Origin of the sequence: Mangrovimonas aestuarii (assembly GCF_028767185.1) — a bacterium.
GTDB lineage: Bacteria > Bacteroidota > Bacteroidia > Flavobacteriales > Flavobacteriaceae > Mangrovimonas_B > Mangrovimonas_B aestuarii.
In genome coordinates this window covers 157,241-170,194 of sequence record NZ_JARACK010000003.1, presented here as the reverse complement: position 1 = coordinate 170,194, position 12,954 = coordinate 157,241, and the positions used below count along the sequence as shown (strand labels likewise).

The 12,954-nt window shown below is 35.8% G+C and carries 11 protein-coding genes and 1 tRNA gene; 11 read left to right on the top strand and 1 reads right to left on the bottom strand.

Annotated elements, in window-relative coordinates; all coding sequences use genetic code 11:
- Position 1: 1 nt before the first annotated feature.
- The 8 genes from pdxR to PWU04_RS05445 all read left to right on the top strand — a co-directional run bounded on the left by pdxR (position 2) and on the right by PWU04_RS05445 (position 10,159).
- On the top strand, positions 2-1,519 hold the full coding sequence (gene pdxR, locus PWU04_RS05480) for a MocR-like pyridoxine biosynthesis transcription factor PdxR (protein WP_274474852.1): 1,518 nt from the start codon (positions 2-4) through the stop codon (positions 1,517-1,519).
- A 101-nt stretch (positions 1,520-1,620) separates the two neighbouring features.
- A complete protein-coding gene (locus PWU04_RS05475; protein WP_274474851.1) occupies positions 1,621-2,469 on the top strand; it encodes a T9SS type A sorting domain-containing protein in 849 nt (282 codons plus the stop codon).
- A 24-nt stretch (positions 2,470-2,493) separates the two neighbouring features.
- Entirely contained in the window at positions 2,494-3,501 is a 1,008-nt protein-coding gene (locus PWU04_RS05470) for a lamin tail domain-containing protein (protein ID WP_274474850.1), read from the top strand.
- Between the two features lie 9 nt (positions 3,502-3,510).
- Entirely contained in the window at positions 3,511-4,878 is a 1,368-nt protein-coding gene (gene dcuC / locus PWU04_RS05465; protein ID WP_274474849.1) for a C4-dicarboxylate transporter DcuC, read from the top strand.
- A 4-nt stretch (positions 4,879-4,882) separates the two neighbouring features.
- Entirely contained in the window at positions 4,883-6,034 is a 1,152-nt protein-coding gene (gene iadA / locus PWU04_RS05460; RefSeq protein ID WP_274474848.1) for a beta-aspartyl-peptidase, read from the top strand.
- A 10-nt stretch (positions 6,035-6,044) separates the two neighbouring features.
- Positions 6,045-7,346, top strand: a complete 1,302-nt coding sequence (locus PWU04_RS05455) for a porin (RefSeq protein WP_274474847.1) — start codon at positions 6,045-6,047, stop codon at positions 7,344-7,346.
- A gap of 1 nt (position 7,347) precedes the next feature.
- Positions 7,348-8,889, top strand: a complete 1,542-nt coding sequence (locus tag PWU04_RS05450; protein ID WP_274474846.1) for a M14 family metallopeptidase — start codon at positions 7,348-7,350, stop codon at positions 8,887-8,889.
- Position 8,890: 1 nt separating this feature from the next.
- The gene (locus PWU04_RS05445) at positions 8,891-10,159 is read left to right on the top strand and encodes a hypothetical protein (RefSeq protein WP_274474844.1); all 1,269 of its coding nucleotides are present in this window, start codon (positions 8,891-8,893) and stop codon (positions 10,157-10,159) included.
- 254 nt (positions 10,160-10,413) lie between these two features.
- Here the strand turns inward: PWU04_RS05445 and PWU04_RS05440 are convergent.
- Positions 10,414-10,495: transfer RNA gene (locus PWU04_RS05440), tRNA-Leu, on the bottom strand.
- Positions 10,496-10,655: 160 nt separating this feature from the next.
- Here PWU04_RS05440 and PWU04_RS05435 point away from each other — a divergent pair.
- The 3 genes from PWU04_RS05435 to pth all read left to right on the top strand — a co-directional run bounded on the left by PWU04_RS05435 (position 10,656) and on the right by pth (position 12,952).
- The gene (locus PWU04_RS05435) at positions 10,656-11,597 is read left to right on the top strand and encodes a ribose-phosphate pyrophosphokinase (protein WP_274474843.1); all 942 of its coding nucleotides are present in this window, start codon (positions 10,656-10,658) and stop codon (positions 11,595-11,597) included.
- Positions 11,598-11,611: 14 nt separating this feature from the next.
- Positions 11,612-12,241, top strand: a complete 630-nt coding sequence (locus PWU04_RS05430) for a 50S ribosomal protein L25/general stress protein Ctc (protein ID WP_274474842.1) — start codon at positions 11,612-11,614, stop codon at positions 12,239-12,241.
- A gap of 78 nt (positions 12,242-12,319) precedes the next feature.
- Positions 12,320-12,952 carry an aminoacyl-tRNA hydrolase gene (gene pth / locus PWU04_RS05425; protein WP_274474840.1) on the top strand — a complete coding sequence of 211 codons (633 nt, stop codon included), beginning with the start codon at positions 12,320-12,322 and terminating at the stop codon, positions 12,950-12,952.
- Positions 12,953-12,954 lie beyond the last annotated feature (2 nt).

Below are 12,954 nucleotides of genomic sequence, written 5' to 3'. Positions count from 1 at the left end.
AATGAATACCAAAAATAAGTTTGCTGTCGAACGGATACAAAATGAATACTTATACCAAGTTAAGCAATATCCAAATAACAAATATGTTATGTTGTATAGGTCTATAAAACAATGTATCCTAAACACAGAGCTGCCCAATGACTGGGTTTTGCCTTCTACTAGAATTCTTTCCGAAGAGCTTGATTTGTCAAGGACTACAATAATAAAAGCTTATGAATTGCTTAGCTTGGAGAAGTTAATCGTCTCAAAAGTTGGTTCTGGAAATAGAATATCAAGTGAATCTTGGGTAAGAAAAAATGGCAAAAAAAATATTGCTTCAAAAATAAACTGTAATGATTATCCTAAAATATCGAGAAAAGGGTTATCCTATCTTAATAATATCTCGTTAATAAATAGATTGCCAAATGAAAATATCGCATTTAGACCAGGTTTGCCTCCACTAGACGTTTTTCCCGTGAATAAATGGAAAAATCTTCTAAACACTTATTGGAGACATGTAAAGTCTTCTTCACTTTCTTATTCACAGACTACTGGTCTAAATGAACTAAAAAATAGTGTTTGCAATTATTTGAACATCAGTAGAAAAATAAAATGCAGTCCAGATCAGATTATAATTGTTTCTGGATCTTTACAATCCTTATATCTAATATCTAATACCCTAATAGATGAAGGAGATTGTGTTGTCTTAGAAAATCCCGTTTTCCCAAATGTTCATTCGGTCTTTAAAAGTATTGGAGCAGATATTGTACCTGTAGGTGTTGATCGAGAGGGAGTTTCGTTGCGTTCCTTAAAGAGTATCAATAATAAGAAACCTAAGTTAATTCATGTGACACCTTCTAACCATTATCCTTTAGGGATAAAAATGAGTCTAGAAAGACGTAAGGAAATTTTAAGTTGGGCATCGAAACATAAAGCTTTAATAATTGAAAATGATTACGAAAATGAAATTGCAAACACAACTGATCAAACTCCTTCTATATATAGCATAGATACTGAGGATAGAACTATTTATATGGGTACTTTCAATCGTTTATTGCATCCTTCTATTCGTTTAGCTTATATGGTTGTTCCTTCCTATTTAGTCGAGACGGTTCAGGCGCTTCAGGAGCACTCTCATCGTTTTGTTTCCCCTTCCATCCAGGTGGTTATGAACCAGTTTATTGAAAAGAATTACTTGTTCCAACACATTAAAAGTAGTGTTCAAGTTGCGAAAGAGAGATACGAGTTATTTTGTTTAGAGTTTAACGCCTGTTGCAAAACCATGTATGTGGAAAAACTGCCATTTTCAAGTTTTCATCTAGTTGCCTATTTTAAGAAAGAGATTACACCTGGTCAGGAATCAAAAATAATTGTCAAACTTAATCAAAACAAGATAACGGCTTTTTCATTGAGTAAATGTTATATCGGTATTCCTGAAAAGTTTGGATTAATTATTGGTTATTCCTCAGTTCGATCATCTATTATGAAACGAAAAATAAAAAAAATGACTGAATTAGTTGATTGTGAGTTGTTAGGTTGATTTTATTGGTATTATTTTTTTTTGTCAATTGGTATCTTTTGTAGTCTGAGCTTCTCGTTAAATTGTAGTTTGATTAATTATTACTTCTAAAACCACTAATTATGAAAAAAAACTACTTTTTACTCTTATTATTGAGTGCGATGACCTTTGTTTCTGCTAACTTGTTTGGGCAGGACCTTGAGCTTAAGGGTGTTATAGATTTTACAGTTCCTGAAGGAGGAAGCTCAGGAAAAGCTATACATCTATATGTGATAAACAATATTACTGATTTAAGTCTGTATGGAATAGGGGTTGCAAATAATGGAGGAGGAACAGATGGAGAGGAATACACCTTTCCCGTGATGGCTGCAAATGCAGGTGACCATATTTTATTGCCTAGAGATACTGCTGCTATGACAAGTTATATGGAAAGCTTAAACCAGTTTGATATTGTTATAGAAGCCGATGTAGCAACTCAGAATGGTGATGATGCGATAGAGTTGTTTTTTAACGGAGCTGTAATTGAAACATTTGGGGATGTTGACTGTCAGCCGTCAGAGGATGGAGTGACAACAACTTGTCCGAACTTTGATTATTATGAGAATGCCTGGGCTTATAAAAATGGGTCAACCTGGGTTTTTGCTGAGGCCTTTTGTACAGATGATGGCACTACAACGTCTGCATCATCATCTTGTCCTTATCCTTTTTCGGATCCTAGTCTTTCTGTTCTAGAATTTAAAAACTCTTCATTTTCTGTTTTTCCAAATCCTGTAACAGATGGTCAATTAAATATAGAGACCTCTTTTCAAGGGCCAAAACTATATGTCATTTATGATCTTAATGGTCGAGTTGTTTATGAAGAGACTAAAGGTGGTTCTGTGTTAAATGTAAGTCATTTGAATTCTGGAGTTTATTTGTTGAAAATTGAGGTGGATAATCAATTTCAAACAACTAAGTTAATTATTAAATAATATTCCCAAAAATACCTTTAACAGATGAGCACCATCAGTTTTAAGTTTAAAATACCTGCGATATTTTTTGTTTTGTCTGTATTCTTGTCATGTTCAACAGATGATGTCGATCCCTCTCTTGTAGAGGTAGGTGTAAGTGATACAAGTTTGAGTGAAACTGATGGTGTTGTTATTTTAACGGCAACCTTAAACGCTCCAGCTCCAAAAAATATATCCATTCCTTTAACCTTTGAAGGGTCTGCCACATTGAATGAAGATTATGAATCATCTGCAAATTCTATCGAAATAGATTCAGGTGATAGTTCTGGGCAAATTCTAATAATGGGCGTCCAAGATAATATGGTAGAGGAAATTGAAACCATAATAATTATAGTTGGAGAGAATGAAAATTTTGTTTCATTAACAAGTTTCGAAATCAATATTGATGTTTTGGATGCAGATTCTGACTCAGATAATGATGGTGTTGTTGACTCAGAGGATGAATGTCCGGATACTCCTGGTCCAGCAGATAATAATGGGTGTCCATTTCTTGGCTTTATCATTAATGAGGTAAATTATGACCCAGCTCCAGAATTAGATGGAGATGCCAACGGTGATGGTGTTAGGGAACCTAATGAAGATGAATTTATAGAGTTTTTTAATTCAGGACCAGATTTAGATATAAGTGGTTATACAATTTCAGATGCAGAGACTTTAAGACATACTTTCCCTACAGGGACAATTGTTCCGTCAAATAGTGCTATTGTTGTTTTTGGTGGAGGCACACCAACAGGAACGTTTGGAGGAGCATTAGTTCAAACCGCTTCAGAGGGGTTGCTGAACATGAATAATGCAGGTGATTTTGTAACCGTTCAGGATGCAGATGGTAATGTTGTTGTAACATTTGATGTAGAAGTTCTATCTGATAATCCGAATGAATCTTATACGCGAAATCCAGATATTACCGGAGAATTTGTCCAACATGCAGGGATAGACGAGGCTAATGGAGCATTGTTTTCACCAGGAACTAAGGTAGATGGTACTTCATTTTAAGTTGGTATTATGGATGGATTCGGGCCAATAATATCGTTAGTTTTTATCGCTGCTGCTGCATGGTTGCTACTAAAAAAGTACCACCCTCATGCTGTGCTTATTATTTCGGGTTTGTTAATGCTGGGTGTTTCTATGGTTTTAGAGCAAAAAATGCCAGCACTGCAAAAACCTACAGGGTTTTCAATATTTGATTTGTTTAGATACATTAAGGAGTCGTTTTCCAAGACCAATGCCGGAGTAGGGCTTATGATTATGGCTATTGGCGGATTCGTTGCTTATATTGGTAAAATAGATGCTTCTAATGCTCTTGTACATGTTTCTATGAAACCACTGAAATGGTTTAAGTCTCATCCCTACGTGGCGGCATCGTTGGTGATTCCTATTGGTCAAATTTTGTTTGTGGCAATACCCTCTGCTGCCGGCTTAGGGCTGTTGCTTATGGCTTCACTTTTTCCTATACTAATTAATATTGGAGTAAGTAGGTTGTCTGCAGTATCTGTAATTACTGCAAGTACGGCGTTTGGTATGGGGCCGGCATCGGCTATTACTGTCAGTGCCACTAGTATTGCAAAAATAGATGTTATCACATACTTTTTAGATCATCAGATCTTATTAGTCTTACCCTTAAGTGTTTCTATGATGATTACTTATTTCTTCGTCAATCGTTATTTTGACGCAAAAGATGTGGAGACAAATAATACAGTACATAAAAAAGTAGAGGAGAAGCCATTGGCTGTACCGCTTATTTATGCCGTAATACCAGTACTTCCGATAATCTTACTCATTGTATTTTCTGAGTTGTTTAACTTTTTTTCTAGGCCTATAACGCTGGATACTACTACAGCCATGTTTATTAGTTTGTTTATAGCTATGCTTTTTGAGCTTATAAGGACAAAAAGTGTAAAGGTGGTATTGGGATCCTTCAAAATATTTTGGGGAGGTATGGGAGATATTTTTAAAACCGTTGTAACTCTTATTATTGCTGCAGATATTTTTGCAAAGGGTTTGATTAGTCTAGGGTTTATAGATGGGCTAATCAATATTTCTACTAGTATGGGCTTAGGGGCTATTGGAATAGGTATTGTAATGACCGTTATGATCTTTCTAGCCTCAATGCTTATGGGGAGTGGTAATGCATCATTTTTTGCTTTTGGCCCTTTGGTTCCAAAGATTGCAACTAAACTAGGTGTGAAAAGCACTTCAATTATTTTACCAATGCAATTATCGGCTTCTATGGGGAGAACGGTTTCTCCTGTTGCAGGGGTTATTATAGCTGTTTCTGAAATTGCAGGTGTTTCAACTCTCGCAATAGTAAAACGAAACTTAATTCCTTTAACAGTAGCGTTGATAGTAATGCTTTGTTTTCATTTTTTATAATTCTATGCTAACATTAATAAAAAACGCAGATTTATATACTCCTGAGTCCTTGGGTAATCAGGATATTTTAATATCTGGTGAAAAAATAATAGCTGTTTCAGATAATTTAGATGGCTGTCGAGAGTTTGCTAAAGTTTTGGATTTCAGTGGGAAAATTGTGACTCCTGGGCTTATTGACCAGCATATTCATATTACAGGTGCTGGAGGTAAAAATGGATTCTCATCCATGACTCCTGAGGTAACATTAAGTGAGTTAATTTCATGTGGTACAACAACAGTGGTAGGCTTATTGGGTACCGATGGAACAGCTAGAAATATTCGAAGTTTATTTAGTAAAGCCAAGGCCTTAGAGCAGGAGGGGATTTCTGCCTATATGTTTTGTGGTTATTATGGAGTAGATTCAGTAACTATCACAGACAGTATTCAAGGGGATATGATATTTGTTGACAATGTTCTTGGGTGCAAAATAGCAATTAGCGATGTGCGTTCATCGTATCCTACTTCTAGGGAGTTGTTGAGAAAGCTTAGGGAAGTCAGGGTTGGAGGATTCATAGGAAATAAAAAAGGAATCTTACATATCCATTTGGGTAACTTAAATACCAAAATGGATATACTGTTTGATTTAGTTGAAACGTATCAGTTTCCCATTGAGCACATTTCTCCCACACATGTGGGGAGAACAAAAGAACTCTTTGATCAGGCAATTGAATTTGCCAAGCTTGGAGGAATAATTGATATAACTACAGGTGCTTCAAAATACACTGATCCATATAAATCTGTACAATATGCTCTTGAGCGAGGGGTGTCTATTGATAAAATGAGCTTTAGTTCAGATGGACATGCTGGTTTATCGGTTTTTGATAATAAGGGAAGGCAGATTGGTGTAAAAAAGGCTCCCATTGATCAAAATTTAGAACAGGTTATACATTTGATTAAACTGGGTGGGGTAAAAATAGGTGATGCTTTTAGGTTAATAACTACTAATCCAGCAACAAATTTAGGTCTAAAAAATAAGGGTAGGATTGCTGTTGGCTGTGATGCTGATTTATGCGCATTTAATACTGAGTTTGAACTAAAGGATGTTTTTGCAAGAGGTCAACAAATGATGAGTGACTCCAAAATATTGGTAAAAGGAAATTTTGAAACCAAGAAATAACAGCATTAATATGAAACAATATAAATTATTGCCATTAATTGGTTTTTTGTTTTTGATTCATCAAATACAAGGGCAAAATATTCGCTTGAATACCTATTCGTTTGGTGAAGGTCTGCAGTTTAGTACAGAAGATGGTAAAGAACTTAAAATTAGTGGCTATTTACAACCTTATGCAGAAACCAAGAGTTATACGGATGTAGAGGAGCTAGATAATCAAAACAGGTTTAGGATGCGTCGAGCTCGATTGAGAATTGAGGGGAATTCTAGTAACAAAAGGTTTTCTTACAGGTTTCAAGCTGATTTAAGTGGGTCTTCTGAAGTTGATGATGCGGCAGATAGTTACTTGATGGATGCTTATGTTTCGTATAGTATTACAAATAGAATCAATGTTTCTTTTGGGCAACGCTCAACCTATACAGATAATAGAGAGTTATTTATGAATTCTTATGCTTTACAATTGATTGAGCGTAGCAGAGTAACTTCGGCTTTTGCATCTATTCGTGAATTTGGTTTATTCATGCAAGGCCGATTTAGAACAGGGGGAGGAACTTTTCTAAAACCCTATTTTGTGTTAACAAATGGTGATGGTCGAAATGTGTTTGGCAAAGATCATGGAGGTTTAAAAGTAGGTGGTAGGGTAGACTTTTTGCCATTTGGTTTGTTTACAAATTTCGGGCAGTTTAGACAAGTAGATGTTGTCAGGGAGCGGTCGCCTAAATTAGTGGTTGGGGTTAACTATAGTCTTAATAATGGTATGAGCAGTAGGCGTGGGCGGGAAAGTGGCGCTATAATTTATCTTAATGATTCTGATGAGGAATCTCTGCCTGATTATACCAAATTTGGAGTTGATTTCCTTTTCAAATATCTCGGGTTTTCTGCTTTAGGAGAATTTGTGAAAACAACTGCGTCTGTTCCTTCAGATATTACTCAACGTGTGAGAAATGATGGGACGGTTTCCACTACGTTTGAGGTTAATGGTATTCAGGATGTTGAAAACTACGTGAAAGGTAGAATGATGCTTGGGGAAGGGTATAATATACAAATGGGTTATTTGTTTAAAAGTGGATACTCTGTTGATGCAAGATTCACCCATTTGGAGGCAGATGAACATTCTTTTTTAAATAATGGAACCTTCTATAGTAGGCCTAATTATTACACCATTGGAGTAACTAAATACTTAGCCAGGAACTATGGTGCTAAAATACAAACTTCATTTACATACATTGAAGGGGATACTATCAATGATTTTAATAGCAACCCTATTGATGGTAATGAGTGGATTGCACGATTAATGTTAACCTTTTCCTTTTAAGATGAAAAAAATTAGTCTAGTATTTCTCTGTTTTTTATATGTAATACCTGCTGTTTCACAACTTAATCCTCAATCTAAGAAGATTACCGAGCGATATTTTAAGGATGCGGATACCTTGGGTCTAGTAACGCCAGCACTAAAGAAAAAAAGAGGATTTACCAATTATGATGAGCTAATTCAGTTTATAAGTTCGCTTAAAGAAACTTACCCAGATAAGGTCGAAATGACTTTTATTGGTGAGAGTCAGAAAGGGTATAAAATTCCTTTAGTTAAGCTCACAAATCCAGATTCAGACAAGGAAAAAATAAAGGTTTGGATGCAGGGAGGGCTTCACGGTAACGAACCTGCAAGCACAGAAGGGTTGCTATATCTGTTACACAGTTTATTAAACAAAAACGATTGTAGGTACTTGTTGGATAGGATTGAGCTAGCAGTGATTCCTATGGCAAATATTGATGGCTATCTCAAGCACAGTCGTTATGCGGCTAATGGGTTGGATTTAAACCGTGACCAAACTAAACTAATGGCGCCGGAAACTATTGTTCTAAAAGAAGCTGCTTCTGCATTTAATCCAGAAGTGGTTGTTGATTTTCATGAGTATAATGCCTTTCGTCGTGACTTTTCTAAGATGGGGTCTTTTGGTATAGCCTCAGTGTATGATATTATGTTTTTATATTCAGGAAACCTTAATGTTCCTGAAAACATGAAAGATTTAACGAAGTCTGTGTTTGTGAAAAATGCAAGAGAGATTCTTGATGAAAATAACCTTAGGTATCATGATTATATGTCCACTACAGATTACTATGGAGATATTCACTTTAACCTTGGCTCAATAAACGCCAGATCAAGTGCGACTTCTTATGCATTAACAAATGCCGTTTCTACTTTAATAGAAGTGAGAGGCGTAAATCTAGGAAGAACCTCATTTCAGCGCCGAATAGCGACTACCTATCTAGTAGGAATATCTTATTTAAAGTCAGCTTATGAAAATGTAACGCTAGTTAAATCTGAAATAGATAAGGCAATAACCACCGAAATAAAAAGTACGGTAACTAGTAAACGAAAAGTTCAAGAAGGTAGTATAGAGGTTCTAGATTTAGATACTAAAGAGATTATTGATATGAATGTGATGATAAGAAATGCTTTAGAGTCTAGTCCTGAATTGGTTAGGGATAAGCCTCAAGCTTATATAATTGACAAAAAGTACGAAAATCTAATTGAAAAATTAAACACCTTAGGGATAAAAACTAATGTGTTAGGTGAAGAAACGGAGTTTAATGTTGATTGTTATAAAGTGATAGATTTTGATAAGGAAGATAAGCCTTATGAGAAAATGATTCGTCAATCTGTAAAGACTAAACTTGTTAAAAAATCATTGGTTTTTCCAGTAGGAACATATTTTATTTCAACAGATCAAAAAAATGCCCCATTACTAACAGAACTATTAGAGCCAGAGGCTTTAAACGGCTTTGTAAGCTTTGGAGTTTTAAAAGTAAAATATAATCAAGAATTACCTATATACAGATTATCTAAAAAGAATTAATATGCAATCAATTATTAAAAAATCAATTTTCCTATTCATATTATTCGGCATAAACGTTTTAAGTGCTCAAGAACCCCAAGAGCTTGAAGAAGGTCAGGAATATCAAGAAGTCCAGTATACCCTTAAAAACCAAGCAAACTTTAAACTAGGTGAAGGATTAAATTTTTCTTTTAATGAAGGGGCCTATCAGTTTAATTTAGGAGGATTCATTCAGCCAGCTGTAAATTATGAAAAGATAGAGGATATGGATGCGGAATATGAATTCAACTCAAAGCGAACCTATTTAATTGTTGGGGGTAAAGCTGTTAAGGAGAAAGTAAGTTTTTTAATTCAAACAGATTTTAGTTTAAGCCAATCCCTTTTGGATGCCTGGATAGCGTATCACCCTTTTCAATGGTTAACCATTACAGGAGGGCAAAAGCAAACATTCCTTAATAATCGAGAAATGTTGTACAGAGAAGATAAACTTCAATTTACTGATAGAAGTTACCTCAGTAGGTTATACAGTAATACAGGGCGTGAATTTGGACTGTTTGTGGAAGGTAAGTTTGGTAGTAAAATTGGTATTGCTCCTAGCTTTGCAGTTACTTCTGGTGATGGAAGAAATTCTTTTGGGCAAGATTCTCGTGATGCTGATTTGGGAGGCTTGAAAATTGGTGCTCGGTTGGATGTTTATCCTTTAGGGTATTTTTCTGAAGGTAATAATGAGTATACTGCAGATATCATTCATGAAGAGTCTCTTAAAATTTTAGTGGGAGCTGCAGTAAGTGAAAATAATGGAGCGAGTGGTTCAAACGGTGAGGATCATGGTGCATTTTTATTCTATGATGGTAATGGTCAAAACCTTTTACCAGATTATTCACAATTTTTTGCAGATGTACTTCTAAAATATAAAGGATTCTCTTTTTTGGGAGAATATGCTAGTAGCGGTGCCAGTGACTTGGGTGTTCCTTTTTTAGATATTGATGCTACAGAGTTGTTGGCTCCCCAGCAAATTAGTGAATATCTTGTTTTGGGAGATAGTTATTGTTTTCAGTTGGGCTACGTCACTAAATCAGGATTTAGTTTTGATTTGAGGTATGAGGGCATGGAGCCAGAATTTAAAGACAACGAAGCTTCATTATTACCTGAGGCTAGTAGTTATACCTTTGGTTTTACCAAATATTTTTTAGGTCATAATTTAAAAATGCAAGCAGCAGTAGGGTCAATTGATTTAGACCAGGGGGCTAATCAGACTGTGGCCGAGTTCCTAGTTCAAATTGTTTTTTAGTTTTCTAGAATCGACTATTTGTAATTCAACTACAACCCAGTATAGTATCCTAATCATAGCATTGTTAATTTTTTTTCAAGAACAAAAATTAACAATGCTATGATTGAAGAAGATAGTTGTTTAATCTATCCTCAGAAAAAATGTTAGTATTTACTTTTTGAAGAATATTTGCGATTGGGGGTGTGGTTTGTTTGTTGAGTAATTACTTGAAAAGTAAAACCCTTGTTAAACAATTGTTTAACAAGGGTTTGTCGTACTCGAGGTGGGAATCGAACCCACACTCCCGAAAGAACTGGATTTTGAATCCAGCGCGTCTACCAATTCCGCCACTCGAGCAAGTGTAATAGGTGTTATTTGCGAGGGCAAAAATAATTGTTTTTATTTAATTTTCAACAAAAAATAGAAGATATTATCCTTTTCAGGTAAAAATAAATTTCTAACTTTGCACCTCATTTGTGGAGACCTTATATAAACCGCTAAAAAACATTGAGTTAATATGCCAAACGTAGTTACCGAAGCTAAGATTTTTACTTGTACTCAAAGTAGAGAACTAGCAGAAAAAATTGCGAAGGCCTATGGTGCAGACCTAGGTAATGTTATTACGTCTACTTATAGTGATGGGGAATTTCAACCTTCTTATGAGGAGTCGATACGTGGAACCCGTGTTTTTATAATTGGTTCTACCAATCCTGGGCCGGAAAACTTAATGGAAATGTTGTTGATGCTTGATGCTGCCAAACGTGCTTCTGCAAGACACATTACTGCGGTAATCCCTTATTTTGGTTGGGCTAGACAGGACAGAAAAGACAAACCAAGAGTGCCAATCGCTGCAAAACTAATAGCTAAAATGCTTGAAGAAGCTGGTGCTACGCGTATCATTACTATGGACTTGCATGCTGATCAAATTCAAGGGTTCTTTGAAAAACCTGTTGATCATTTATTTGCATCAACTATTTTCTTGCCACATTTAAAAGCTTTAAATCTAGATAACCTAACTATTGCATCTCCAGACATGGGAGGGTCTAAGCGTGCTTATGCTTATGCTAAAGCTTTGGAGAGCGATGTGGTAATCTGTTATAAACAACGAGCTAAAGCCAATGTGATTTCACACATGGAATTGATTGGTGATGTAACAGGCAAGAACGTGGTTTTAGTAGATGATATGGTAGATACTGCCGGAACACTTACCAAAGCAGCCGATGTTATGATGGAGCGTGGAGCATTAAGTGTTAGAGCTATTTGTACCCATGCTATTCTTTCTGGTAGCGCATACGAGCGTATTGAAAACTCAAAGCTTCAGGAATTGATCGTTACAGACTCTATTCCTTTAAAGCAAAAGAGTGATAAAATAAAGGTTTTAAGCTGTGCAGATTTGTTTGGAACAGTAATGCAAAGTGTAAACAGTAATAAATCGATAAGTTCGAATTTCATAATTTAATTAATATACTTACAATGAAATCAATTACAATCAATGGATCTCAAAGAGAAAGCGTAGGCAAGAAGTCAACAAAAGCCTTACGTAATGCTGGACAGGTTCCTTGCGTACTATACGGAGGGGATAAGCCAGTGCATTTCTCTGCAGAAGAATTAGCATTTTCTAAACTGGTTTATACGCCTAACGCGCATACAGTTGTGATTGCTTTAGACAACGGTGAGACTTTCAACGCTATCCTTCAGGATATCCAGTTCCACCCTGTAACAGACAAAATCCTTCACATCGACTTCTATCAGTTGTTCGAAGACAGAGCTGTAACTATGGATATTCCAGTACAGTTTGTTGGTAACTCTAGAGGTGTTAGAGCTGGTGGTGTGTTACGTAAGAACAAGCGTAGCCTACGTGTTAAAGCTTTACCAGGTAACTTACCAGACTTTATCGAGGCAGATATCACTCCATTAAGAATTGGAGGTAAACTTTACATCACTACATTGGAGAATGATGCTTACAAGTTCATGCACCCAGATAACACTGTGGTTTGTCAAGTAAGACGTTCTAGAGCTTCTATGAACGTGTCTGATGACGATTTAGATGAAGATGAGTCAACTGAAGAAGCTGGAACTCCAGAAGCTACAGCTGAAGCATAAATTTCACAATAGTTTATATAAAGAAGCATTCTGATTATTCAGGATGCTTTTTTATTTTTATTCCAAAAGAATGTACACATGAAGTGGTTATTCGGTTGGTTTGTAAAAGGCAATAAAGCGTCTCAGGATAATATTAAGGATATGAAAAAGTACTTGGTAGTTGGGCTAGGAAATATTGGGGAGAAATACCACAATACGAGACATAATATAGGGTTTAAGGTATTAGATCATTTAGCTTCAACAGAGGAAAATGTTGTTTTTGAAACTCAAAAGCTTGGTGATGTAGCTACTTATAAATTTAAGGGAAGAACTTTTATACTGCTTAAGCCAAGCACTTATATGAACTTAAGTGGAAAAGCCGTAAGATATTGGATGGAAAAGGAGAATATCCCGTTGGAAAACCTTTTGGTAATAACGGACGATCTTAATTTGCCATTCGGAACGTTACGTTTAAAAGCCAAAGGAAGTGATGGTGGGCATAATGGGCTTAAAGACATACAGGACAAGTTAAATACAGCTAAATACCATAGGTTTAGGTTCGGGATTAGTGATTCATTCAGTAAAGGAAGACAGGTTGATTATGTGCTAGGGGAATGGAATGAAGAGGAAACGTCTAAGCTTAAAGATAGATTGGATAAATCGGTTGAATTGATTAGGTCTTTTGGTACTGCGGGAAGCGCCAGAACTATGAATGCCTTTAATGGTAAATAAAC